Origin of the sequence: Streptomyces sp. S465 (assembly GCF_026898115.1) — a bacterium.
Taxonomy (GTDB): Bacteria; Actinomycetota; Actinomycetes; order Streptomycetales; family Streptomycetaceae; genus Streptomyces; species Streptomyces luomodiensis.
The window spans coordinates 3281884-3306236 of sequence record NZ_CP114036.1; the positions used below are offsets into that span (position 1 = coordinate 3281884).

19 protein-coding genes are annotated in these 24353 nt (G+C 71.2%); 14 read left to right on the top strand and 5 right to left on the bottom strand.

Going from position 1 to position 24353, the window contains the following annotated elements; translation table 11 throughout:
- Window positions 1-127: 127 nt before the first annotated feature.
- The 13 genes from N6H00_RS14295 (at window position 128) to N6H00_RS14355 (ending at window position 17806) form a co-directional block, all read left to right on the top strand.
- Entirely contained in the window at window positions 128-1363 is a 1236-nt protein-coding gene (locus tag N6H00_RS14295; protein ID WP_268972050.1) for an ROK family transcriptional regulator, read from the top strand.
- Window positions 1364-1463: 100 nt separating this feature from the next.
- Entirely contained in the window at window positions 1464-2792 is a 1329-nt protein-coding gene (locus tag N6H00_RS14300; RefSeq protein WP_268972051.1) for an ABC transporter substrate-binding protein, read from the top strand.
- Window positions 2793-2803: 11 nt separating this feature from the next.
- Window positions 2804-3757 carry a carbohydrate ABC transporter permease gene (locus N6H00_RS14305; protein ID WP_268972052.1) on the top strand — a complete coding sequence of 318 codons (954 nt, stop codon included), beginning with the start codon at window positions 2804-2806 and terminating at the stop codon, window positions 3755-3757.
- A gap of 27 nt (window positions 3758-3784) precedes the next feature.
- On the top strand, window positions 3785-4690 hold the full coding sequence (locus N6H00_RS14310; protein ID WP_268972053.1) for a carbohydrate ABC transporter permease: 906 nt from the start codon (window positions 3785-3787) through the stop codon (window positions 4688-4690).
- A complete protein-coding gene (locus N6H00_RS14315; protein WP_268972054.1) occupies window positions 4687-5949 on the top strand; it encodes a 6-phospho-beta-glucosidase in 1263 nt (420 codons plus the stop codon). The genes N6H00_RS14310 and N6H00_RS14315 overlap by 4 nt, the downstream gene beginning before the upstream one ends.
- Window positions 5940-7016, top strand: a complete 1077-nt coding sequence (locus N6H00_RS14320; protein ID WP_268972055.1) for an N-acetylglucosamine kinase — start codon at window positions 5940-5942, stop codon at window positions 7014-7016. Before N6H00_RS14315 ends, N6H00_RS14320 begins: the two co-directional genes overlap by 10 nt.
- Before the next feature lie 137 nt (window positions 7017-7153).
- Entirely contained in the window at window positions 7154-8563 is a 1410-nt protein-coding gene (locus N6H00_RS14325) for a hypothetical protein (RefSeq protein ID WP_443072949.1), read from the top strand.
- 20 nt (window positions 8564-8583) lie between these two features.
- Entirely contained in the window at window positions 8584-9591 is a 1008-nt protein-coding gene (locus N6H00_RS14330) for a glutamate ABC transporter substrate-binding protein (protein WP_361256909.1), read from the top strand.
- A gap of 159 nt (window positions 9592-9750) precedes the next feature.
- Complete coding sequence (locus N6H00_RS14335; protein WP_268972058.1) at window positions 9751-11076, top strand: hypothetical protein; 1326 nt, start codon at window positions 9751-9753, stop codon at window positions 11074-11076.
- Entirely contained in the window at window positions 11073-13670 is a 2598-nt protein-coding gene (locus N6H00_RS14340) for a serine/threonine-protein kinase (RefSeq protein ID WP_268972059.1), read from the top strand. The genes N6H00_RS14335 and N6H00_RS14340 overlap by 4 nt, the downstream gene beginning before the upstream one ends.
- A gap of 3 nt (window positions 13671-13673) precedes the next feature.
- The gene (locus tag N6H00_RS14345; protein WP_268972061.1) at window positions 13674-15176 is read left to right on the top strand and encodes a PP2C family protein-serine/threonine phosphatase; all 1503 of its coding nucleotides are present in this window, start codon (window positions 13674-13676) and stop codon (window positions 15174-15176) included.
- 22 nt (window positions 15177-15198) lie between these two features.
- Entirely contained in the window at window positions 15199-16590 is a 1392-nt protein-coding gene (locus tag N6H00_RS14350) for a vWA domain-containing protein (protein WP_268972062.1), read from the top strand.
- A 70-nt stretch (window positions 16591-16660) separates the two neighbouring features.
- A complete protein-coding gene (locus N6H00_RS14355) occupies window positions 16661-17806 on the top strand; it encodes an FHA domain-containing protein (RefSeq protein ID WP_268972063.1) in 1146 nt (381 codons plus the stop codon).
- Between the two features lie 28 nt (window positions 17807-17834).
- Here the strand turns inward: N6H00_RS14355 and N6H00_RS14360 are convergent, their stop codons facing one another.
- Complete coding sequence (locus N6H00_RS14360; protein WP_268972064.1) at window positions 17835-19022, bottom strand: methyltransferase domain-containing protein; 1188 nt, start codon at window positions 19020-19022, stop codon at window positions 17835-17837.
- An 80-nt stretch (window positions 19023-19102) separates the two neighbouring features.
- Here N6H00_RS14360 and N6H00_RS14365 point away from each other — a divergent pair, with 80 nt between their 5' ends.
- Entirely contained in the window at window positions 19103-19507 is a 405-nt protein-coding gene (locus N6H00_RS14365; RefSeq protein WP_268972065.1) for a globin, read from the top strand.
- A 10-nt stretch (window positions 19508-19517) separates the two neighbouring features.
- Here N6H00_RS14365 and N6H00_RS14370 read toward each other — a convergent pair whose 3' ends face one another.
- From N6H00_RS14370 to N6H00_RS14385, 4 genes are all read right to left on the bottom strand, one after another.
- A complete protein-coding gene (locus tag N6H00_RS14370) occupies window positions 19518-20354 on the bottom strand; it encodes a hypothetical protein (RefSeq protein WP_268972066.1) in 837 nt (278 codons plus the stop codon).
- Window positions 20351-20854, bottom strand: a complete 504-nt coding sequence (locus N6H00_RS14375; RefSeq protein ID WP_268972067.1) for an acyl-CoA thioesterase — start codon at window positions 20852-20854, stop codon at window positions 20351-20353. The genes N6H00_RS14370 and N6H00_RS14375 overlap by 4 nt, the downstream gene beginning before the upstream one ends.
- Before the next feature lie 4 nt (window positions 20855-20858).
- On the bottom strand, window positions 20859-22523 hold the full coding sequence (gene ettA / locus N6H00_RS14380; RefSeq protein ID WP_268976963.1) for an energy-dependent translational throttle protein EttA: 1665 nt from the start codon (window positions 22521-22523) through the stop codon (window positions 20859-20861).
- 312 nt (window positions 22524-22835) lie between these two features.
- Window positions 22836-24239: a Cys-Gln thioester bond-forming surface protein gene (locus tag N6H00_RS14385; protein WP_268972068.1), complete on the bottom strand. Its 1404-nt coding sequence runs from the start codon at window positions 24237-24239 to the stop codon at window positions 22836-22838.
- Window positions 24240-24353: the final 114 nt, after the last annotated feature.

Sequence of the window (24353 nt, forward strand, 5' to 3'; positions counted from 1 at the left end):
CGAAGAACCCAGCCGGAGCCCGCCATGACCCATTGACGCCACCCCGGTCCGCCCCCTAGCTTGCTGTCCATCAATAGGAAACTTTCCTAACAGAGTTCTCCACGACCTGAGGGACGGGGGCAGCACCATGGCCGCACCACCCGGCAGCAGTACTCAGGGCGGCACGCCCGGGACCCCCCGCGTCCTCCGCGCCATGAACGACCGCGCGGCACTGGAGCTGCTGGCCGCGCACGGGCCGCTCACCCGGACCCGGCTCGGCGAGCTGACCGGACTGTCCAAGCCCACCGCCTCCCAGCTGCTGACCCGCCTGGAGACCGTCGGCCTGGTCCGTACGACCGGAAACGTCACCGGACGGCCGGGGCCCAACGCGCAGCTGTACGAGATCGATCCGGCCGCCGCCCATGTGGCCGCGCTCGCCGTGGACCAGGAGGGCATCACCGCCGCCGTCGCGGACATCACCGGCCAGGTGGCCGGCGAACACCGGGTGACGGCCCCGGCCACCGACGAGAGCGTGACCCACCGGACCGGCGAGCTGGTCGCCGAGGCGGTGGACGGGGCGCTGACCGCCGCCGGGCTCGGCCGGGACGATCTGCACACCACCGTGATCGGCACCCCCGGTGCGCTCGACCCGCGCACCGGGACGCTGCGCTACGCCCCGCATCTGCCCGGCTGGCAGTCCCGCACCCTGCGGGACGAGCTGGCCGAGGTGCTGCATACCCCGATCGTCATCGAGAACGACGTCAACCTCGCCGCCGTCGCCGAACAACACCACGGCACCGCCCAGGACTTCGACGACTTCGCCCTGGTCTGGGCCGACGAGGGGGTCGGCGCGGCCATCGTGCTCGGCGGCACCCTGCTGCGCGGCGCCACCGGCGGGGCCGGGGAGATCGGCTATATGCCATTGCCGGGCGCGCCGCTGGCACGGGGCGGACCGGACGCCGCCGCCCGGCCGGACGGGGGCGGCGGGTTCCAGAAGCTGGTCGGCTCCCCCGCCGTCGTCGAACTGGCCCGCGACCACGGGATCGACGCCCCCACGGCCACCAAGGCGCTCGCCGCCGCGCGGCGCACCCCCGGCGCGGGCGACGAGGTGCTGACCGAGCTGGCCCGCCGGCTGGCCACCGGACTGGCCTCCGTCGTCGCCGTGGTCGACCCGGAGCTGGTCGTCCTTTCGGGTGAGGTCGCCCAGGCCGGCGGGGAGCGGCTGCGCGAACTGGTCGAGGCCGAGATGACCGGTCTCGCACTGCCCCGCCCGCAGTTGCGGATCAGTGAGATCGAGGGGAATCCGATTCTCACCGGGGCGCTGCGGACGGCGGTCGCCGATGCCCGCCGGACCGTTTTCGACACCGCCCGATTCGACGCCTGATACGACGCCTGATCCGGCGGCCGACCAGGTAGAAAGTTCGGCATGTGATTCGCTGACCGATTCGCCGCGCGGTCGCGTACCGCAGTAAAGGAAGTCCGCCATGCCACGAAAACTGGCCGCTTTCGCCTCGGTGCTGAGCGCCGGCGCCCTCCTCCTGACGGGCTGTGCACATCCCAGCACCGGCAGCGCCGAGGACGATCCGACCAAACCCGTCACGCTGAAGTTCTGGCACGGCTGGTCGGAGAAGAACGAGGTCAAGGCGATCGATGCGAGTATCGCCCGGTTCGAGAAGCTCCACCCCAACATCAAGGTGAAGGCCACCGGAAACGTCACCGACGCCACCGTGAATCAGGCGCTGCGGGCCGGCGGGGGCGACGCCCCCGACGTCGTCTCCTCCTTCACCACCAACAATGTGGGGCAGTACTGCTCCTCCGGGATGTGGGTGGATCTCGATCCGTTCATGCGGAAGACCGGGCTGGACAAGACCGCGGTCTTCCCGAAAACGCTGCTGGACTACACCAGCTACCAGGGCGACCAGTGCGCCCTCCCGCTGCTCGCCGACGCGTACGGCATGTACTACAACAAGGACGCCTTCGAGGAAGCGGGCATCACCCGGCCGCCCCGCACCATGTCGGAGCTCAAGCGTGACGCCGCCAAGCTGACCAAGCGCACCGTGAACGGCGGCTATCAGCGGGTCGGCTTCATGCCCAATTTCCGGCTCTACCAGAACAGCCCGGACCGCTTCTTCGCCCAGTGGGGTCCGGACTACTTCGACGAGGACGGCAAGGCGCGGCTGGCGAAGGAGAAGGCGACCGAGGAGTTCTACGCCACCACCCGGGAACTGATCCGGCGCCAGGGCGGCTACGGCCCGCTGGAGACGTTCCGCACCTCCTTCGGTGATGAGATGTCGTCCCAGAACGCCTTTCTCACCGGAAAGCTCGCCATGCATCTGGACGGGGAATGGCGCGGGCTCTTCATGAAGGGTGCCGATTTCCGGTGGGGCACCGCACCGCTGCCCGTGCCCGACGACCAGCCCGAGACCTACGGCCGGGGCTATCTCACCGGTACGGTGATCGGCATCGCGCACAGCAGTACCCACCAGAACGCCGCCTGGGAACTGGTGAAGTTCCTGACCGCCGACACCGATCAGGTGGTCGCCTTCGCCAACGCCATTCACAATGTGCCGTCCACCAAAGCGGCGCTCACCTCCCCGAAGCTGGACGCGGATCCCACCTTCCGGGCCTTCCTCGATATCGCGCAGAACCCCCACAGCACCGCCATGCCGCCCTCCATCAACGGCGGTCAGTACGTGTCCTCGCTCCAGGACTTCTCCTACGACGTCGAGGCGGGCAAGGTGCACGACCTGGACGCGGGGCTACGCACACTGGATGCCGAGATCGACGCCGACAATCTCCAGGCACAGAACTGACGGAGTGCGATATGGCCACCCTGACGAACTCCACCGCCCTGCGTCGCAAGGCACGCCGTGAGCGGCTGCGCACCCTCGGCTTTCTCTCCCCCTGGCTGGTGGGCTTCAGCGTCTTCTTCGGCTATCCGCTGATCGCCACCGTCTACTTCTCCTTCATGCACTACAACCAGATCGAGGCTCCGACCTTCGTGGGGCTGCGCAACTGGCGGTATGTGCTGGAGCAGATGCCGCTGTTCGGACCGGCGCTGTGCAACACCCTCTGGCTGGTCGTGGTGATGGTCGCGCTGCGGGTCGTCTTCGGCCTGGGCATCGGGCTGCTGGTCACCAGGATCAAATCCGGGGTGGGGTTCTTCCGTACCGCCTTCTATCTGCCGTATCTCGCCCCTCCGGTGGCGGCCACCGTCGCTTTCGTCTTTCTGCTCAACCCCGGCACCGGCCCGGTGAACGACATCCTCGGGAAAGTCGGGATCGACGCGCCGAACTGGTTCAACGACCCGGCCTGGGCCAAGCCCTCCCTCGTGCTGCTCTCCCTGTGGGGCATCGGCGATCTCATGGTCATCTTCATGGCCGCCCTGCTGGACGTGCCCAGGGACCAGTACGAGGCGGCCGAACTCGACGGCGCCGGGGCGTTCCATAAGTTCCGCTATGTGACCTGGCCGTCGATCACCCCGATCGTGATGTTCGCCGTCGTGACGGGTGTCGTGCAGACCATGCAGTACTACACCCAGGCACTGGTCGCCGGAAAGCTCGCCTCGGGGGTCAGCATCGGACCCGGAACGGTCATTCAGCCCGGCTATCCCGACCATTCCACGCTCACCGTGCCGCAGCTCGTCTATTCGCTCGGCTTTCAGAACTTCAACACCGGAGCCGCCTGTGTGCTCTCACTTGTGCTGTTCGCGATCGCGATGGCCGTGACGGCGCTGCTGATGCGCAGACGAGCCGGACTGCTGTCGGCCGAGGACTGAGCCGAGGACTGAGAGGACCGATCCGCCATGACCGCCACCACCGCCCTCTCGGCGCCCTCCGCGCCCGTGCGCCCCGCCGCGGGACGCTCCCCCGCCCCCGCCGCCCGCCGTCGCGCCGTGCTGCGCTGGATCGCCGTGCACGCGGTCGCCGTCGCCGCCGCGCTCTTCTTCGTCCTGCCCTTCGTCTTCGTCTTCCTGACCTCGGTGATGAGCGACGACCAGGCGATGAGCGGCACTCTGTGGCCCACCGAATGGCACTGGTCGAATTACGCCGAGGTCTTCACCACTCCGGGCTTTCTGGACTGGTGGCGCAATTCGCTGATGTACGCCGGGCTCGGCACCCTCTTCACGGTCTGCTCCTCCGTTCCGGTGGCCTACGCCCTCGCCAAATTCCGCTTCCGCGGCCGCCGCACCGCCATGATGCTGGTCATCTCCACGATGATGCTGCCGCCACAGGTCATCGTGATTCCGATGTATCTGGTCTGGGCCCAGCAGCTGCATCTGTCGGGTTCGCTGTGGCCGCTGATCATCCCGATGGCGTTCGGCGACGCGTACTCCATCTTTCTGCTGCGCCAGTTCCTGCTGACGATTCCCCGGGAGTACCTGGAATCGGCGAAGGTCGACGGCTGCGGTGAGGTCGGCACGCTGCTGCGCATCGTCGTCCCGATGGCGAAGCCGGGAATCGCGGCCGTCGCGCTCTTCCAGTTCTTCTACTGCTGGAACGACTATTTCGGCCCGCAGATCTACGCCGCGCAGAATCCGGGGGCCTGGACGCTCAGTTACGGCCTGGAGAGCTTCAAGAGCGCGCACAGCGTCAACTGGAATCTGACGATGGCCGCGACCCTGCTCGTCATGGCCCCCGTGATCATCGTCTTCTTCTTCGCTCAGAAAGCCTTCGTCGAAGGCGTCACACTGACAGGAGTCAAGGGTTGAAGCTCGCAGTCGTGGGGGGCGGATCCACCTACACCCCCGAACTCATCGACGGATTCGCCCGGTTGCGGGACGCGCTCCCCCTGGAGGAACTCGTCCTCATCGACCCGGCCGCGGACCGGCTGGAGCTGGTCGGCGGACTGGCACGCCGGATCTTCGCCAAGCAGGGCCATCCGGGCACCATCTCCTGGACCGACGACCTGGACGCGGCCGTGGACGGCGCGGACGCGGTGCTGCTCCAGCTGCGCGTCGGCGGTCAGGCCGCGCGGAATCAGGACGAGACCTGGCCGCTGGAGTGCGGCTGCGTCGGGCAGGAGACCACCGGCGCGGGCGGGCTGGCCAAGGCGCTGCGCACCGTTCCGGTCGTGCTGGACATCGCCGAGCGGGTGCGCCGCCGCAACCCCGACGCCTGGATCGTGGACTTCACCAACCCGGTCGGCATCGTGACCCGGGCGCTGCTCACGGCCGGGCACCGGGCGGTCGGCCTGTGCAATGTCGCCATCGGCTTCCAGCGGAAGTTCGCCGCGATGCTGGGCGTGGCCCCCGGCGAGGTGACGCTGGAACACGTCGGCCTCAACCATCTCACCTGGGAGCGATCGGTGCGCATCGGCGGCGCCGACGGCGAGGATGTGCTGCCCAAGCTGCTCGCGGAGCACGGTGAGGCCATCGCCGAGGATCTGCGGATGCCGCGCACACTGGTGGACCGCCTCGGTGTCGTTCCCTCCTACTACCTGCGCTACTACTACCGGCACGACGCGGTGGTGCGGGAGCAGCGCACCAAGCCGTCACGGGCGGCGGAGGTCGCGGCGATCGAGCGGGAGCTGCTGGAGATGTACGGCGATCCGGCGCTGGACGAGAAGCCGGAGCTGCTCAGCAGGCGCGGCGGGGCGTTCTACTCGGAGGCGGCGGTGGATCTCACCTCGTCCCTGCTGCGCGACACCGGGGAGGTGCGGATCGTCAATACGTTCAACCGCGGCACCCTGCCCTTCCTGCCCGACGACGCGGTGATCGAGGTCCCGGCGACCGTCGACGCACAGGGCGCGAAGCCACTGCCCGTGCGCCCTCTTGAACCCCTGTTCGCCGGTCTGGTCGCGCATGTCACCGCGTACGAACACCTGGCGCTGGAGGCCGCGCTGAAGGGCGGCCGGGAGCGGGTCTTCCAGGCGCTGCTGTCCCACCCGCTCATCGGCCAGTTCGATGAGGCCGAGAAGCTGACCGACCACCTCATCGCGCACAACCGGGAGCATCTGGCGTGGGCCTGACCCAGTCCGTACCGAGCCCTTCTCCTTCCTCCCCTCCCGCGCCCGACCGGTCGGTGCTGGCGATCGACGCGGGCAACAGCAAGACCGATGTCGCGCTCGTCGGCCCGGACGGCTCCGTTCTCGGCGCGGCCCGCGGCGGCGGCTTCCGGCCGCCCCTCGTGGGCGCCGAGCGCGCCGTCGGGTCGCTCGCGCCCCTGGTGGCGGAGGTGGCGCGGCAGGCGGGCCGGGCCGGGCCGCAGCGTGTGGGGCATGTCTCGGCGTGTCTGGCCAACGCCGACCTGCCCAGCGAGGAGGAGGAGTTGACGGAGGTGCTGGCCGGTCGCGGCTGGGGCGCCACCGTCACGGTCGCCAACGACACCTTCGCCCTGCTGCGGGCCGGCGTCGCGGACGACGGCGAGCCGACCGGCGTCTCCGTGGTCTGCGGTGCGGGCATCAACTGCGCCGGGATCGGCCACGGCGGCCGTGTCGCCCGCTTCCCGGCCATCGGCCGGATCTCCGGCGACTGGGGCGGCGGGGGCTATCTGTCGGAGGAGGCGCTGTGGTGGGCGGCGCGTGCGGAGGACGGCCGCGGCGAGCCGACCGAACTGGCCCGCGCCCTGCCCGCGCACTTCGGCCTGACCACCATGTACGAGCTGATCGAGGCGCTGCACCTGGGCCGTCTGGAGGCGGCCCGGCGGTATGAGCTGACGCCGGTGCTCTTCGCGGTGGCCGACTCCGGTGACGGGATCGCGCGCGCGATCGTCGAGCGCCAGGCGGAAGAGGTGGTGACCATGGCCGCGGTCGCCCTCGCCCGTCTCGATCTGCTGGGCGAGGAGACACCGGTGGTGCTGGGCGGCGGGGTGATCGCGGCCCGCCATCCGCTGCTGGACGGCCGGATCCGCGAACTGCTGGCGGAGCGCGCCCCGAAGGCCGAGCCGCGGGTGGTCACCGCGCCGCCGGTGCTCGGCGCCGCGCTGCTGGGACTGGACCGCACGGGCGCGCCCGAACCGGCGTACGCCCGGCTGCGCGCGCACTACGCCCCGAGTGACGACGCGGAAAGTGGAACCGAACGTCCTTCCGAAGCGTAATGAGAGGGGGAGGGTAGATCGCGATCCGAACAAGATCCAGGCTCGTCCGGTGACCTCTCCTGGCGCCGCGGTCCATACTGCTGCGACACCGACTGCGACACCACACCATGGGATCCGGGCCAAAGGGGAGAGGTCTTGTGTCATACCCGCCGACCACCGGCAGAGCCGTAGCGCCGCCCGCGCCCGTGGCCCCGCCGCGCACCGTGTGGCGTGAGGGGCTCGACCGGGCGCGGGCGGCGGCGACGACCGAGCCCGGTCGGCTGCGTGTCATCGGGGCGGTGCTGGCCGCGCTGATGGTCGCGTTCGGCGCGGTCACCGCCTGGCAGGTCTCCGATCGGCAGACCGCGGCGGACGCCGTGGCCGAGCGCAGCCAGCCGCTGAGCGCCGACGCGGCGCAGATCTACCGCTCCCTGGCCGACGCCGACACCACGGCGGCCAGCGGCTTCCTGGTGAGCGGCCAGGAGCCCGGCCAGGTCCGGCAGCGGTACGAACGGGACATCGACACCGCCTCCGAGCTGCTGGTGCGGGCCGCGGCCAATACGGAGGGCTCGTCCTCCGCCCGCGAGGAGATACGCAAGATCAATCAGCTGCTGCCGGTCTACACCGGCCTGGTCGAGTCCGCGCGCGCCAACAACCGCCAGGGGCTGCCGCTGGGCGGCGCGTATCTGCGCTATGCCAACGACACCATGCGCGGCGAGCTGCTGCCCGCCGCGGGCAGGCTCTACAAGGCGGAGACCGCCCGCCTTGGGGAGGACTACGAGGACGCCGAGGCATGGCCATGGGTGGCGATCGCCACCGGTGTCGTCGCGCTGGGCGCGCTGGGATGGGCCCAGCGCCGTCACTACGAGCGCACGAACCGGGTGCTCAACCACGGTCTGCTCGCCGCCACGGCCGCCGCCACGGTGGTGATGCTGTGGCTGGTGGTCGGCCACGCGGTCGCCCGCGCCCAGCTCACCGAGTCCAATGACCACGGCGCGAAGTCCCTCCAGGTGCTCAACGAGGCGCGGATCGACTCCCTGCGGGCCCGCGCCGATGAGAATCTGACCCTGGTGGCGCGCGGCGCGGTCGTCGTCGACGAGGACGGCACCGACAAGGGCAAGGACGCCTACGAGGTCAGCTACGGCTCGCGGATGTCCGCGCTCGTGGGAAAGGGGTCCAGCGGGCGCCCCTCGGACGGCAGCCTGCTGGACGAGGCGCGTGCCCTCGCGGACGACGACGCGGGCCGCGAGCCGGTGGAGAAGGCCGCGGACCGGATCCGGGAGTGGCAGGAGCGGCACAAGGCCGCCCGCGCCGCCGACGACGGGGGCGACTACAAAACGGCGTTGACCAAGGTCATCGGCGCCAAGGGCACCACCGGCGAGTCCTTCGACGCGGTGGACACGGAGTTGGCCAAGGCCCTCGACCACGAGCAGCGGGAGTTCCAGCAGGCCGCCGACGCCGGGCGGGGGGCGTTCACCGCCATGGCGCTCGGCGCCGGGGTGCTGACCGTGCTGGGGGCGGCGGGTGCGGTGGTGGGCATAGGCCGCAGACTGTCGGAGTACCGATGAGGACGATGGGGGGCCACAGCATGCGATCGGTGCGATCGGCCGCCGCGGTGACGGTATGCGCCCTGGGCGTGGCCACGGCCATCGCGGTGCCGGCGGTGATGGACGGCGACGGGAGCGGCGGCGACGGCAGGGATGGTGCGCGAAGCCCGCATACGATGCGGGCCGGGGCCGAGGCGGCGGCGGACAGCTGCCGCGATCCCGAGGCGAGCCTGCGTCCGTCGAGCGCGAGCGGTCCGGCCATCAAGCGGATCAAGGACCGTGAGGTCAACGGCCACAAGCTCAACAAGCTGATCGCGGGCGTCGACCAGAACAGCTACCGCTGGGGATACCGCGATCCGGCCACCGGCGATCTCACCGGCTTCGACATCGATCTCGTGCGCGCCATCGCCGAGGACATCTTCGGCGATCCGGACGCGGTCATCTTCCGCACCATCCCCACCAGTCAGCGCATCAAGGCCCTGCAACAGGGCAAGGTGGACGTCGTGGTGCGCACCATGACCATCAACTGCGACCGGATCAAGGACGTCGCGTTCTCCACCGCCTACTTCCAGGCCGGGCAGCAGGTGCTGGTCGCCGACGACTCGCCCATCACCGGCTACAACAAGACCCTGCGCGGCAAGAAGGTCTGCACCGCGCAGGGCTCCACCGCCGAGGCCGAGCTGGACAAGCCGGACACCGGTGCCGAGCATCTGGGCGCGATCAAGGTGAAGCCCGTGCCCAACCAGCTGGACTGCCTGGTCAGGCTTCAGCTCGGCCAGGTGGACGCGGTGATCACCGACAATGCGCTGGCGGCCGGTCAGGCCGCCCAGGACCCCTCCGTCAAGCTGGTCGGCTCGCGATTCACCGATGAGTTCTACGGCGTGGCGATGAACAAGAACGACGACGACCTGGTACGCCGGGTCAACAAGGTTCTGGAGAACTACCGCCAGGGCGGTGCCTGGATGCGGGCCTACCAGAAATGGCTCGCGAAGGACTTCAGCACGGCACAGGGGAATCCGGCACCACCCGCCCCCCAATACAAGGACTAGGGCGGACAAGGGCCCGAGCGGATGAGAACCGGCACGGACGGAAACGGACACATCACGTAGGGCAAGGAACGGACCGGCAAGGATTAGCGCCCGCCTCACACGCGTAGGGATGACGCTGAGACAGATCACATAACGGTTACGGACATGGAGAGGTGATCGATGGGGGTCCCGGGACCCTTCCCCAGCTTCGCGGGGACACCCAACGGCCCGGTCATGGGCCGCGAGGAGGTGGACCGCGCGCTGGCGAAGCTCGCCGCCGAACACGAGGCGATCGACTCCTCACTGCTCGCCCTCCAGGACCACGCGGGCAGAAGGCTCCTCGAGGGCGCCGAGCTCACGGGCGTCACCAAGGACCGGTGGTCCACCACCGAACAGGCCATCTCCCTCCTGTGGAGCTACTTCGACGCGTACTCCGAGGCCCTCACCCGCGCCCGTGAGGTGCGCTCCCGTCACCGCTGGCCGACGCAGGACGAGTTGGCCGAGCTCACCGAGCTGCTCCGCGGCACCGCGATCACCCTGCCCAGCAGCGCCACCTTGGGCGGTTCTCCCCTGCTCAGCGAGGAGTTGAGCCTGGACCGGCTGGTCGACCGGATGAACCGCTGGTACGCCGAGGCCCTCGACGTCATCGTCAGCGCCGACGCCGTATGGTCCACGCTGCCCGCCCGGATCGACATGCTCGCCGCCGAGCTGCACCGCACCCGTTCGCTGGCCCACTCCGTCGGGGTGCGCCCCGGTGAGCACCCCGCGGGGGACGATCTGGAGCAGATCACCGCCGAGCTGACCGCGTTGCGCGCCGACGTGGTCTCCGACCCGCTGGCCTTCTGGAAACCGGCCAGCGGCAGCTCCGCGCCCGGCGGCGGAAGCCCCGACACCGAGCGCTATGACCGCGCCGCCCGCGCCCTGGAGGATGTCCGGCGCGAGATCGAGGCGGTGCTGGATGTGCGGCAGGACGCCGAGCGGCGGCTGATGCGGCTGCGCGATGTGCTCTCCCGCGCCGATCGCACCCTGGCGGAGGCGCGCCAGGCGCGCGGCGAGGTGCTCGCGAAGATCGCGGCATCGGAGGTTCCGGCCGTCAGCGGCCCGCCGACCGCGCTGCACGAGCAGCTGGTCGCGGCCGCCGACTACCGCCGGCGCTCCCAGTGGCACCGGCTCTCGCCGCTGCTGGAGAGCCTGGAGCAGCGCGCCGACGACGAGCTGCTGCGGGCCCGCGAGTCGCTCACCGCGGTCACCGCGCCGCTCGCGGTCCGCGCCGAGCTGCGCGGTCGGCTCGACGCGTACCGGGCGAAGGTCGCCCGCCATGGCATGGCAGAGGATCCGCTGCTGGTGGAGCGGTATGACGTGGCCCGCCGGATGCTGTGGAGCGCACCGTGTGATCTGCGGGCGGCCGAGCAGGCCGTGCTGCGCTATCAGCAGGCGGCGGCCGAGGCCCTGGTGCCACGCCAGTCGGCCCCGGCCGACGAAAGCATCGAGGGAGGCTCGGCATGAATGCGGCGGTGGTCGCCTGCCAGCGGCGTAACTGCGACGGGTCCTACGAGGATGTGGGCGGAGGTGAGCTGTACTGCGATGTCTGCGGTATGGCCCCGGTCGTCTCACCGCAGGGGATGGTCGGCTCACCGGCCACCGGCGTCACCGGGCAGGGCGCGCCGGACGGAAGCCTGTCGTCCGGCCGGGCCGCCTCCTCCGGCCGAGCCCCCTTGTCCGGCCCGGCGCCCTCCTCCGGCCCGGCCCCTTCCTCCGGTCGGGACTCCTCGTCCGGCCGGGTGTCCTCCTCCGGCACCTCGGGCCGGTCGCGGTCCGCACGCTCCGCCTCGTCCCGGCGCTCGGTGTCCGGGCGGCTGTCCCGCTCCATGTCGGGGCGGTCCTCGTCGCGTTCGGTGTCGGTGCGCAGTTCCCGCTCCTCCGCGTCGGCCCCCTCGGGACGCAACGCGCTGGGCGCCGGTCTGGTCAGCGTCCCGGAAGTGCCGCGTCCCGACCCCCGGACGGCGGTGCTGGCGGACCCCGAGGTCCCCGAGCGGAAGCGGTTCTGCAGCCGCGCCGACTGCGGCGCCCCGGTGGGGCGCGCCCGCGGTGACCGGCCGGGCCGCACGGAGGGCTTCTGCACCAAGTGCGGCCACCCGTACTCGTTCCTGCCGAAGCTGAGCCCCGGTGACATCGTGCACGGTCAGTACGAGATCGCGGGCTGTCTGGCACACGGCGGGCTCGGCTGGATCTATCTGGCCATCGACCGCGCGGTGTCCGACCGCTGGGTGGTCCTCAAGGGCCTGCTGGACACGGGCGACGAGGAGGCCCTGGCGGCGGCCGTCTCCGAGCGCCGGTTCCTCGCCGAGATCGAGCACGCCAACATCGTCCGGATCTACAACTTCGTCGAACACCTCGACCAGCGCACCGGCAGCCTCGACGGCTACATCGTCATGGAGTACGTGGGCGGCAAGTCGCTGAAGGACATCGCCAACGCCCGCCGCACCACGGAGGGCCGGCGCGATCCGCTGCCGGTCGAGCAGGCATGCGCGTACGGCATCGAGGCGCTGGAGGCGCTCGGCCATCTGCACAGCCGCAATCTCCTCTACTGCGACTTCAAGGTCGACAACGCGATCCAGCAGCAGGACCAGCTCAAGCTGATCGACATGGGCGCGGTCCGGCGGATGGACGACCACGACAGCCCCATCTACGGCACGGTCGGCTACCAGGCCCCCGAGATCTCGGAGGCGGGCCCGTCGATCGCCTCCGACCTCTACACGGTGGCGCGTACCCTCGCCGTGCTCACCTTCGACTTCCAGGGCTATACCAACGTCTTCGTGGACAGCCTGCCGGACCCCGAGCATGTCGAGATCTTCCGGCGCTACGAGTCCTTCCACCGGCTGCTGGTACGGGCCACCGACCCGGACCCAAGTCGCCGTTTCGCCTCCGCGCGGGAGATGGCCGACCAGCTGACCGGGGTGCTGCGGGAGGTCGTGGCGCTCCAGACCGGGCAGCCCCGGCCGGCCCTGTCCACGCTCTTCGGGCCGGAACCACGGGTGGTGGACACCGAGCTGTTCGCCGCCGACGGCCAGGACCCGTCCCTGCTGGGCGCCCGGCGCACCGGCAGGGGCGCCGCCGCGGCCGCCCCCGCGCAGCGGCCGCCGGGCCCGCTGGCCCTGCCGCTGCCCGCCATGGCCGTGCCGGACGGACGGGCCACCGCGCTGGCGCTCCCGGTGCCGATGGTCGACCCGGAGGACCCGAACGCCGGGTTCCTGGCCGGGCTGCTGGCCGCCGACCCCGCCGAGGTGAGCGCCGCGCTGCGGACCGTGCCCGTCGACTCGCTCGAGCTGCGGCTGCGCCGGGTGCGCGCCCAGCTGGAGCTGGGCCAGGAGCAGGAGGCGGGCGTCGCGCTGACCGGTCTGGAGGCCGCGTACCACGACGACTGGCGGATCGTCTGGTACCGGGGGCTGCACGCGCTGGCCACCGGCGACCGGGAGACTGCCGCGCTCTCCTTCGACGCCGTCTACGACGCGTTTCCCGGTGAGCCCGCGCCGAAGCTGGCGCTCGGCGTCTGCGCCGAGGTGCTGGGCCAGTTGGACAACGCGGCGGAGTACTACCGGCTGGTGTGGACCACCGACCCGAGCTTTGTGAGCGCCGCTTTCGGCCTCGCCCGGGTCCTGCTGTGCTCCGGGGACCGGACGGGCGCGGTGCGGGCCCTGGAGTCGGTGCCGGAGTCCTCGATCCACTACACGGCGGCGCGGGTCGCCGCCGTACGGGCCCGGCTGCGCCAGCGCGCCCCGCAGGACGCCCTGCTGGGCGATCTGTCGGCCGCCGCCGTCCAGGTCGAGCGGCTGGGCGAGTTCGGTCTGGACGCGGTGCGGCGCGAGCGGCTGCGTACGGAGGTGCTGGGCAGCGCCCTGGATTGGGTACTGTCCGGCAGCAGCGGGGCACCGCCGGGACACAACCGGCCGCCGCTGCTCGGCAGCAGCCTGGACGAGCGCGGGCTGCGTTTCGGATTGGAGCGCTCGTATCGGATACTCGCCAGACTCGCGCAGCGAGGCGAGGAGAGGATCGAACTGGTGGAGCGGGCCAACCGTTTCCGCCCCAGGACGTGGGTGTGATCGATGTCGCAGATGCCGCAGCCGCCCCAGCTGTCAGCCTGCCCGACCTGTGAAGAACCTCCGCAGGCGGGGGACAGATACTGCGATCGGTGCGGTGCCGACCTGTTGGCGGCGGCCGCGTCGGCGGCGGAGGCGACCGCCGACCAGCCGGTGCCGCCGCAGGTGAACGGGGCGGCGCGGTCCACCCAGCCGGAGCCGGACGACTACGAGCTGGCCGCTCCCTCGGACGACGACGAGTCGGCCGAGCCGACCGACGACGACGGATCGGCCGCCCCGCCGGACGACGACGAGTCGGCCGCCACCCCGACCGACGAGTACGAGTCGGCCACCTTGACCGACGACGACGAGCCGGCCACCCCGTCGGACGACTACCAACTGGCCGCCCCGGCTCCCGCCGGGTACGGGCAGGTGGCCGACCCGCGGGCCACTGCGGCGCTCGGCGCGGCCGAGGCGACACCGTCCGCCGACGCCGGCACCCGCCCGGAAGCCAACGAAAGCACGCACATCAGCGCGGCGACCAGCACGGACAGCGGTACGGGCACCGGCACCGGTGCGGACCCTCGGCTGCCCGGCGGCGAGCACCACCCCCGGTGCGCCGCGTGCCAGGAGGGCACCATCGACCAGGACGGATACTGCCGGCACTGCGGGCAGGCCCAAGGGCGCGAACGCGACCATATGGAGAGCGAGCTGGAGGGCCTCGCGGCGGCCACCGACCGGGGGCTGCGCCACCACCGCAACGAGGACGCGTTCTCCGTGTCCGCCGCGGAGCTGCCCGACGGCTCACCGGTCATGGTCGCCGTGGTGTGCGACGGGGTCTCCTCGGCCACCCGCCCCGACGACGCCTCGGCCGCAGCGGCCCATGCGGCGGGTGAGGCGCTGCGGGCCTCGCTCCTGCGCGGCGCCCACCCCCAGCAGGCCATGGCCGAGGCGATCGCCGCCGCCGCCGAGGCGGTCAACTCCCTGGCGCTGGAGACCGACGCGGACGCTGTCCACCCCGAGCCGCACCGCCATCAGAACGCACCGGCGTGCACCATCGTCAGCGCCGTCGTCACCAGCGACATCCTCACCGTGGGCTGGGTCGGGGACAGCCGCGCCTACTGGGTCCCCGACGACCGTACGGCCCCGCCCGCCCGGCTCACCGAGGACGACTCCTGGGCGGCGCAGATGGTGGCCGCCGGGCTGATGTCCGAGGCGGAGGCGTACGCCGACGAGCGTGCCCACGCCATCACCGGCTGGCTCGGGGCGGACGCCTATGAGCTGGAGCCGCACACCGCCTCCTACAAACCGGACCGGCCGGGTGTCGTGGTGGTGTGCACCGACGGGCTGTGGAACTACGCCGAATCGGCGGAGGAGATGGCCCGCGCGGTGCCGCCGGACGCCCGCTCACGGCCGCTGAACAGCGCGCAGGCTCTGGTCGGCCACGCCCTCGGCGGCGGGGGCCACGACAACGTAACAGTGGCCATCGTGCCGTTCCCCGCTGCCCCGGGCCGGGCAGGATCCGCCTGACGGTCGCCAAGGAGCGGATGACATGGCCCTTTTCTCCACCTCCCCCGCGCCGCGGTTCTCGGTCGAGGTCCACCAGAACGAGTACCTTCCGGTGGGAGGCCACGAGGTGAACGCGATCATCACGGTCACCTCGGCCGGCGGCGGGGCCGAGGGAGGGTCGCCGATCCCGGCGTCCGGGAGCACCCCCGACGCGTCCGGGAGCACCCCCGACGCGTCCGGCCGGAGTGGCTCCCCTGGCCGCGCGGCCGTGGTGATCATGGTGGACTGCTCCGGCTCCATGGACTATCCGCCGACGAAAATGCGCCACGCACGGGACGCGACCGCCGCCGCGATCGACACGCTGCGCGACGGCGTCGCCTTCGCCGTGGTGGCGGGCACCCACAAGGCGGTCGAGGTCTTCCCCGGCGACGGGCGGCTGGCCACCGCCGATCCGCTCACCCGCGCCCAGGCCAAGGAAGCGCTGCGGGGCCTGAGTCCGGGCGGCGGCACCGCGATCGGCACCTGGCTGCTGCTGGCCGACCTGCTGTTCGACTCCGCCGACACCGCGCTCCGGCACGGCATCCTGCTCACCGACGGCCGGAACGAACATGAGGAGCCGGAGCGGCTGCGGATGGTGCTCGACGCCTGCGCGGGCCGCTTCACCTGCGATGCCCGCGGGGTCGGCACCGACTGGGAGGTCGCGGAGGTCACCGGGATCGCCTCCGCCCTGCTGGGTACGGCCGATATCGTGGCCGATCCCGCCGGACTCACCGCGGACTTCACACGGTTGATGGAGGCGGTGATGGGCAAGGAGGTCGCCGACGTCAGCCTCCGGCTGTGGACGCCCAAGGGCGCCGAGGTGGCGTATGTGAAACAGGTCGCACCGGCGGTCGAGGACCTGACCGACCGGCGCGTCGAGGCCGGTCCGCGCGCGGGCGACTATCCCACGGGGTCATGGGGCGAGGAGTCCCGTGACTACCACGTGTGTGTACGGGTTCCGGCCGCGGAGGTCGGCCAGGAGATGCTCGCGGCCAGGATTTCCCTGGTTCAGCCGCGGCCGGATGGAGTCGGCAGCCCGCCGAGTCCGCTGGCGCAGGGGCTGGTAAGGGCGGTCTGGACGGACGACCTGGCCGCCTCCACCGCGATGAATCCGCAGGTGGCGCACTATACGGGCCAGGCCGAACTGGCACAGGCCATCCAACAGGGAATGAACGCCCGCAAGTCCGGCAATATCGAACAAGCGACCGCGAAGCTCGGGCGTGCCGTACAGCTGGCGACCGCATCGGGAAATGAGGACACGGCGAAACTGCTTGCGAAGGTGGTGGACGTCGTCGATGCGGCGGCAGGTACTGTGCGACTCAAAGCGAAGGTCGCGGAGGCGGACGAGATGACCCTCGAAACGCGCTCCACCAAGACAGTTCGCGTTAAGAAGTAGCACATAACCAGCACTCACGTAGCACTTCTCGGCAGAAAACGCCAAGAACGCCACAAGAGGGGGATCCGACATGCCGACCTGTCCTAACGGCCACCAATCGGCGGCTGACGACTGGTGCGAGGTGTGTGGCCACCGGATGTCGGGGACACCCATGCCCTCCGGCGCCGTTCCGCCACCGCCGGCACCGCCCATGCCGGGTGCCCCCGGTACGCCCGTGCCGCCGGGCGGCTTCGGAAGTCCGGGGCCGGGCGGCCCACCACCGCCCGGTGGCCCGGGTGGCTACGGCTATCCGGCGCAGCAGCAGGAGCTGTGCCCGCAGTGCCGTACACCGCGTGAGGCGCAGGCTCCGTTCTGTGAGGAGTGCCGCTTCAACTTCCAGGCGCAGGCGCCTTCCCCGTACGGCCCGCCGCAGGGCGGTTACGCCCCGCCGCCGCAGCCGGGGATGCCGCAGCCCGGCCCCGGGGGACCGCAGGGCCCGCACCCCGCCCAGGGCGGCGGCTACCAGGCGGCGCGCCCCGACAGCGACTGGACGCTCCCGCCGCCGCAGGGAGGCACGCCGCCGCACGGCGCGCCGCAGCACGGTGCCCCGGGCCCCGGCCAGGGCGCGCCCCCGGCCCCGCAGCAGTACGGCTACGGCTACCCCCAGGCCCCGGCGCCCCCCGCGCAGCCGTACGGAGGCGAGGGGTACGCCCCGCCCCAGCAGCAGGGGCCGGGGCACCAGCCGCCGCAGCAGCACCCGGGTGCCCCGCAGCATTCGACGCCGCCCGGTGGGGCACCGTTCGGCCAGGGCGGTGCGCCGTCGCCCGCGCCCGGAAACTGGATAGCGGTCGTCGCCCCGGACCGTGAGTACTTCGTGGCGATGATGAACCGCAGCGGCCCGGAGGCCGCCGGACTGAACCTCCCGGCCTACTCCCCCGAGCAGCAGCTGCCGCTCAACGGCCACCAGATCACCATCGGGCGGCGCCGCCACAGCACCGGTGAGGCCCCCGACATCGACCTCGGGCGCCAGCCCGAGGACCCGGGTGTCTCGCACCAGCACGCGATCCTCGTCCAGCAGCCCGACGGGGCCTGGGCGGTCGTCGACCAGGACTCGACGAACGGGACGACGATCAACGGCGGCGAGGAGCCGATCCAGCCGTTCGTGCCGGTTCCGCTCCGGGACGGCGACCGCGTCCACATCGGCGCCTGGACGACGATCACGGTGCGCCGGGGCTGAGCTACCGGGCTGTGCTACGGGGCTGGGGCTAGTCGTAGGGCTGAAGCCGACCGGGAGGGCCCAGTGGCCAGCCGTAGGCGCCTTCCGGGTCGTCCAGCCAGGCCCATTGGCGCTCGCCCCGCACCGTCACCCCGTAGCGCTCCCGCCCCGGTCTGCCCTCGTGCTCCCACAGCGCGAGGGCCTCGACCGGCTCCATCTGGCCCGCGGCCAGGTTCAGCAGGAACCGGAAGGAGTCGTCCAGCAAGGGCCGGGACGGCAGCCCGTAGGTGGGCACCTGAGGCGGCGGACCGCTGCCGCGCAGCGGAACGAAGTACGCGGGGGTGGCCAGGAAGCGCCCCTCCGCATGGCGGGCGTCGGCGACCCTCAGGGCGATCAGCCCGGTCGCGAGCGGCGTGAGGATCAGCGCGTCCGGCCCGCACTGGCCGAGCCATGCGGGCGGGACGGACGCCACGGCGCAGGTGGCGATGATCCGGTCGTAGGGAGCGTGCGACGGACAGCCGCGCGCCCCGTCACCCGTGACGACCGCCGGCCGGTACCCGGCCGCGGCCAGATGGTTACGGGCGGCATCGGTGATCTCCGGGTCGAGGTCGAGGGTCGTGACCTGCGCGTCGCCGAGCCGATGTGCCAGCAGCGCGGCGTTGTAGCCGGTGCCCGCGCCGATCTCGAGCACGCGGTCCCCGTCCCGCACCTGGAGCGCCTGGAGCATCTGGGCCATCAGGGAGGGCTGGCTGCTGGAGGTGATCAGCTCGCCGTCGCGCACCCGCGTCGCGAGCGGGGCGTCCGCGTACGCACCGGCCAGCCAGCGGGCCCGCCGCAACGGGTGGGAGTCGTCGCGCCACAACCGGGTACAGCCAACCGTCCCGCGCGCCCCACCTGCCACCACCACTCCGGTGCCGCCCGCCTCGCCCCCTGCGGCTGCCCTCTCGCCGCGCACCTCGCCCGCCCCCGCTGCCCCGCCGCCCGCCTCGTGTGCCTCGCCCGTCTCGTAGTAGTAGGGCACGAAGAGATGGCGCGGCACCTCCTCGAAGGCCGCGCGCCAGGTGGGGTCCGTGAGTCCGCCGCTCGCCACGATCTCCCGGACCAGCCCGGCGCGCACCGCCGCGGCCTCCTCGGCGTACGGATCGGCCTCCCGGCCCGTACGGTCCGGCCGCGCACGTTCCGTAGCGTCCGGAGCGCTGCGCGTGCCGCCGCCCGTGCCACCGCCCGTGCTGCCCATGACTCCACTCTCCTGCGCCCGCCTCCCGGCCGCTACCCACGCCCCCTTTTCCAGACGGGGGCGTCTGAGAGCATGGAGGCGTGAAAGAGATTCCGCGCGGCACACTTCAGGAGCAGACCTTCTACGAGCAGGTCGGTGGCGAGCAGACCTTCCGGCGTCTGGTGCACCGCTTCTACCAGGGGGTCGCGGAGGACCCGCTGCTCAGGCCGATGTACCCCGAGGACGATCTGGGGCCGGCCGAGGAGCGGCTCGCGCTCTTCCTGATGCAGTACTGGGGCGGCCCCCGCACCTACAGCGACAACCGCGGCCACCCCCGGCTCCGTATGCGCCACGCCCCCTTCACCGTGAACCGCGCCGCCCATGACGCCTGGCTGCGCCATATGCGCGACGCGGTCGACGAGCTGGAGCTGGCCCCGGAGCTCGAGCGTCAGCTGTGGCACTACCTCACCTACGCCGCCGCCTCCATGATCAACGCAGAGGGCTGACCCGGCGGGCTCAGGCGGGTGTGACGGACAGACCGGGGAAGCCCGAGGTACGCACCGCCACCGAGCCGTACGGAGTGCGCAGCCGCAGCCAGCCACCCGCGGCGAGCAGCGTCAGAGGCTCGGCCACGGGGCCGGGCGCGGTGGTGGTCACAGCGCCCGCGGCAGCGGCGCCGGGCGTGGTGGCGGTCGGCGCCGCCGCCCGGACCGGCCGCAGGAAGCCCAGCGACTGGGCGGCGTGCACGGCGCGCAGCGGGAGCCCGGTGTCACCGAGCGTGCGGGACCAGATCTCATGGCCGATGCGGTCGCGCTCGGCGCGCGTACGGCGGTCCTCGGGAAGCTCCGCGTCACGGGTCCGGAACTCGGCGACGGCGGCGGCGACCGCCCCGCGCACCTCGTCAGCGCCCGGCAGCCCGTTCACCCGGCGCCAGCCGCCGCGCGGCGGCAGCACCCCGGCCCACGGCGGACCGGTGACGGACTGCGGCACGATGACCACCAGGCCGCGGCCCCCGGACGCTTCGGCGGTCCGCGCGGCCCGCGCCGTGTCCAGCGCGTCCGCGAACTCACCTGCCGAGACCGTCGCGTCCAGCCCCCCGGGCCCGCCCGCCGCCGTCGCCGACGTGGCATCGGTCTCCGTGGGGACGATCGCCTCGAGCCGTGCCGTACGGATCGCGAGGACATCGAAGGACGGCGGCCGGCCGAAGACGGCGAGCACACCGCCGCCCGCCTGTAGCCGCACCGCCGCCGCCCGGTCGTAGTGGATCAGCCGGGCCAGGAAGGCGGCGAGATCGGCTGCCTCCCCCGCGTCGGCGAAGTGCAGCTCCTGTCTGAGAGCGTGGAAGGCCGTCATACCGTGACGGCTCCCTCCGGTCGCCCGGCACGGCCGGCGGACCCGGCGGCCCCCGCGCTTCTCGCGGACGCCTTGCCGGTGTCCGTCACCGGGTCCGGCTCCAGGTACTCGGTCAGGAACTTCTCCTCTTCCGGGGTGACCCGGCGCGGGCGGCCCTGGTCGAGGTCGTACGGCACGATGCGGGTGGTGGCACGCACATACAGGGCGTCCTCGTCCTTGATCTCATAGCGCACGGTGAGATACGCGGCCCCGATCTCCGTCACCCAGGTCTCGACCGTCACCGGCCGGTGCCGGTGGACGAGGGGCTTCAGATAGTCGATCTCGTGCCGGGCCACCACCACGCCGCCGGTGAACGCGTCACTCCCGCTCCCCGGCGCCAGCCGCCACATGAAGTCGACCCGGGCCTCCTCCAGATAGCGGAGGAAGGTCACGTTGTTGACATGGCCGAACGCGTCCATATCGGACCAGCGCAGGGGGCAGGAGTAGACATGGCGTGCCATCCGCTCAGCCCCGGGTCAGCTTCTTGTAGGTGGCGCGGTGCGGACGGGCCGCGTCCGGGCCGAGCCGCTCGACCTTGTTCTTCTCGTACGACTCGAAGTTGCCCTCGAACCAGAACCACTTGGAGTCGCCCTCGTACGCCAGGATGTGCGTGGCGACGCGGTCGAGGAACCAGCGGTCGTGGGAGACGACCACGGCGCAGCCGGGGAAGTCGAGCAGCGCGTTCTCCAGCGAGGAGAGGGTCTCGACGTCGAGGTCGTTGGTGGGCTCGTCGAGGAGCAGCAGGTTGCCGCCCTGCTTGAGGGTGAGCGCCAGGTTGAGGCGGTTGCGCTCACCGCCCGAGAGCACCCCGGCCGGCTTCTGCTGGTCCGGGCCCTTGAAGCCGAAGGCGGAGACATAGGCGCGGGACGGCATCTCGACCTGGCCGACGTTGATGTAGTCGAGCTCGTCGGAGACGACCGCCCACAGCGTCTTCTTGGGGTCGATGTTGGCGCGGCTCTGGTCGACGTAGGAGATCTTGACGGTCTCGCCGACCTTGATGCTGCCCGCGTCGGCGGTCTCCAGGCCCTGGATCATCTTGAAGAGCGTGGTCTTACCGGCGCCGTTGGGGCCGATGACGCCGACGATGCCGTTGCGCGGGAGGGTGAAGGAGAGGTTGTCGATCAGGACCTTCTCACCGAACGCCTTGGAGAGGTTCTCCACCTCGACCACGACATTGCCCAGCCGCGGGCCCGGCGGGATCTGGATCTCCTCGAAGTCCAGCTTCCGGGTCTTCTCGGCCTCGGCCGCCATCTCCTCGTAACGGGTCAGACGGGCCCTGGACTTGGCCTGGCGGCCCTTGGCGTTGGAGCGGACCCACTCCAGCTCCTCCTTGAGGCGCTTGGCCCGCTTGGCGTCCTTCTGGCCCTCGACCTTCAGCCGGGCCTGCTTCTTCTCCAGGTAGGTGGAGTAGTTGCCCTCGTAGCCGATGGCACGGCCGCGGTCGAGCTCCAGGATCCACTCGGCGACGTTGTCCAGGAAGTACCGGTCGTGGGTGATGGCCACGACGGTGCCCTCGTACTTGGCGAGGTGCTGCTCGAGCCAGTTGACGGACTCGGCGTCCAGGTGGTTGGTGGGCTCGTCCAGCAGCAGCAGGTCGGGGGCCTCCAGCAGCAGCTTGCAGAGCGCGACCCGGCGCTTCTCACCACCGGAGAGGTTGGTGACCGGCCAGTCGCCGGGCGGGCAGCCGAGGGCGTCCATGGCCTGCTCGAGCTGGGCGTCGAGATCCCAGGCGTTTGCGTGGTCCAGCTCCTCCTGGAGCTTGCCCATCTCCTCCAGCAGCTCATCGCTGTAGTCGGTCGCCATCTGCTCGGCGATCTCGTTGAAGCGGTCGAGCTTGCCCTTGGTCTCCGCCACGCCGTCCTGGACGTTCTCCAGCACGGTCTTGGACTCGTCCAGCGGGGGCTCCTGGAGCAGGATGCCGACGCTGTAGCCGGGCGAGAGGAAGGCGTCACCATTGGACGGCTGCTCCAGGCCGGCCATGATCTTCAGCACCGTCGACTTACCGGCGCCGTTGGGGCCCACGACACCGATTTTCGCGCCGGGCAGAAAGCTCAGCGTGACATCGTCGAGGATCACCTTGTCGCCGTGCGCCTTGCGCGCCTTGCGCATGGTGTAGATGAACTCAGCCAAGAGAAACCGTCCGGCAATCTGGTAGGTATCGAGGTGCGGCTCCGCCGCGGTGTCCGTATCCGTGGCGGCTTCCACCGCGTGAGGGCAGATACACCCATCTTGCCGTACGGCCGGGCCGAGGCGGAAACCCATTGGTCCGGCGTGCGGCGTGGTCCGGTATCCGCGGCCCGCGCGACGCGAAGGGCCGGAACCTCCCTGAGGCTCCGGCCCTCCATCACTGTGCGTGGTCGATGAGCACTCGATGATCACCACAGTCGGTCATCATCACTTCACTCGGCGATCACTGCTGCCCTGGCGTCGCCGCCCTGGCGTTCACTCGCCCGCGGGGGCCTTCTTCTTACGGACGAAGAAGATCGCGCCGCCACCGATCACGACCAGCGCCACGGCGATGCCCGCGATCATCGGGGTGTTGCTGCTGCTACCGGTCTCGGCGAGGTCGCCACCGGCGGTGTCACCGCCGGTACCGCTGCCGCCACCGGCCGACGCGGGGCTCGGCTGCGAGGAGGGGGTGTCGCTGCTGCCGCCGCTGCTGGAGGTCTTGCAGTCGAGGACGCCGGAGAAGGTCTTCTCGAAGCCGTTCGGACCCGTGATGGTGAACTCGTAGCTCTGGTCCTCCTCCACGGGGGCGGTGACGGTCTTCGACTGACCCGCCTCGACGGTGTGCTTCTGCCCCAGGAGCTCGAAGCTGAACGCCTCGTCGCCCTTGTTGGTGGCCGTGACGTCGACGCCGCCCTTGGCGCAGTCCTTCTCGGCGGAGACGGCCGGGACGGCGCCCTTCTTCGCCCAGTTCGCGGTGGCGGTGGCGGAGACGGTGCTCTCGCTGGACCCGGCCAGGATCTGGGTCTGGCTCTTGGAGGCGCTGGAGAACGCGCGGCCCACCGGAACCTTGGTGGCGGCCTGGGCGGTCAGCGTGGCGGAGCCGTCGGCCGCGCCCTCGGGGACGTCGAAGTACACCTCGCCGCCGTCGGCGGCGCTGGTGATGGTCTTGCCGCTGCCGTCGACGAGCTTGACGCCGCTGCCCGCGTCCTCGGTGCCCGGGGTGAGGGTGACGCTGTCGGCGTTGGTGTGGACCTTGACCGGGCCGAGCCGCTCACCGGCCTTGCCGGAGACGGCCGGCGGGTCCAGGCTGAGCGACGCCTTGGGCTCCTCGAGGTTCTGGGCGCTCTTCTCGAGGTAGTCGGCGAGCTTCTCGGCCTGCGGGTCGACCGCGTCGACCTTGGCGTTGTCGGAGAAGCGCCAGATGGCGACCTGCGTACCGGCGGCGGCGGTCTTCTCGGTGAGGGCACCGGTGCCCGCCGTCTTCGCCAGCGCGTCGAGGTCGTTCACCTGCGGGTAGGAGTTCTGGAGAATCCAGTTGATCTTGCCCGCATCGGGATTGTTCGCCAGCGAGGTCTCGGCCCAGGACTTCTCCTCGTACTTGGCCTTGCTCTGCGTCGGGTTGTGCAGATCAATGCAGTACGTCTGGATGGAACCGCCGTTGTCGACCGACATCTCGAAGAGGCCGGCGCCGATCTGCTGGTCCTTGCCGTTGTCGTGGATGACGGCCTTGTCGAAGGTCTTGAGACCGCTCAGCGTGGCCGTGGCACCGCCCTGACTCGGGGGCACGTCATCGGCGGCGGCGGTACCGGCGGTGACCATCGCACCCGCCGCGACCAGGCCGGACGCCAGAACGGCGGCCGCAAGGCGGGCAATGCCCCGCCTCCGTACAGAAATCATGGTTTCCCCTCCGGGCGAGCGCCAGTCGGTTGGTGCGCCTCGCCAGCGAACTCAAAACACAGGAACCCCCGTTGGGCACCCAGGGATCCTAGGGAGAAAGAAACCGCGTGTTCC

Excerpts from the sequence above, each read along its gene's own strand:
- N6H00_RS14345 (WP_268972061.1), top strand. The coding sequence starts at position 13,674 with ATGTCGCAGATGCCGCAGCCGCCCCAGCTGTCAGCCTGCCCGACCTGT.
- N6H00_RS14370 (WP_268972066.1), bottom strand. The coding sequence starts at position 20,354 with ATGACGGCCTTCCACGCTCTCAGACAGGAGCTGCACTTCGCCGACGCG.
- N6H00_RS14385 (WP_268972068.1), bottom strand. The coding sequence starts at position 24,239 with ATGATTTCTGTACGGAGGCGGGGCATTGCCCGCCTTGCGGCCGCCGTT.
- N6H00_RS14350 (WP_268972062.1), top strand. The coding sequence starts at position 15,199 with ATGGCCCTTTTCTCCACCTCCCCCGCGCCGCGGTTCTCGGTCGAGGTC.
- N6H00_RS14330 (WP_361256909.1), top strand. The coding sequence starts at position 8,584 with ATGCGATCGGTGCGATCGGCCGCCGCGGTGACGGTATGCGCCCTGGGC.
- N6H00_RS14295 (WP_268972050.1), top strand. The coding sequence starts at position 128 with ATGGCCGCACCACCCGGCAGCAGTACTCAGGGCGGCACGCCCGGGACC.
- N6H00_RS14355 (WP_268972063.1), top strand. The coding sequence starts at position 16,661 with ATGCCGACCTGTCCTAACGGCCACCAATCGGCGGCTGACGACTGGTGC.
- N6H00_RS14310 (WP_268972053.1), top strand. The coding sequence starts at position 3,785 with ATGACCGCCACCACCGCCCTCTCGGCGCCCTCCGCGCCCGTGCGCCCC.
- N6H00_RS14335 (WP_268972058.1), top strand. The coding sequence starts at position 9,751 with ATGGGGGTCCCGGGACCCTTCCCCAGCTTCGCGGGGACACCCAACGGC.
- N6H00_RS14360 (WP_268972064.1), bottom strand. The coding sequence starts at position 19,022 with ATGGGCAGCACGGGCGGTGGCACGGGCGGCGGCACGCGCAGCGCTCCG.
- N6H00_RS14340 (WP_268972059.1), top strand. The coding sequence starts at position 11,073 with ATGAATGCGGCGGTGGTCGCCTGCCAGCGGCGTAACTGCGACGGGTCC.
- N6H00_RS14375 (WP_268972067.1), bottom strand. The coding sequence starts at position 20,854 with ATGGCACGCCATGTCTACTCCTGCCCCCTGCGCTGGTCCGATATGGAC.
- N6H00_RS14305 (WP_268972052.1), top strand. The coding sequence starts at position 2,804 with ATGGCCACCCTGACGAACTCCACCGCCCTGCGTCGCAAGGCACGCCGT.
- N6H00_RS14300 (WP_268972051.1), top strand. The coding sequence starts at position 1,464 with ATGCCACGAAAACTGGCCGCTTTCGCCTCGGTGCTGAGCGCCGGCGCC.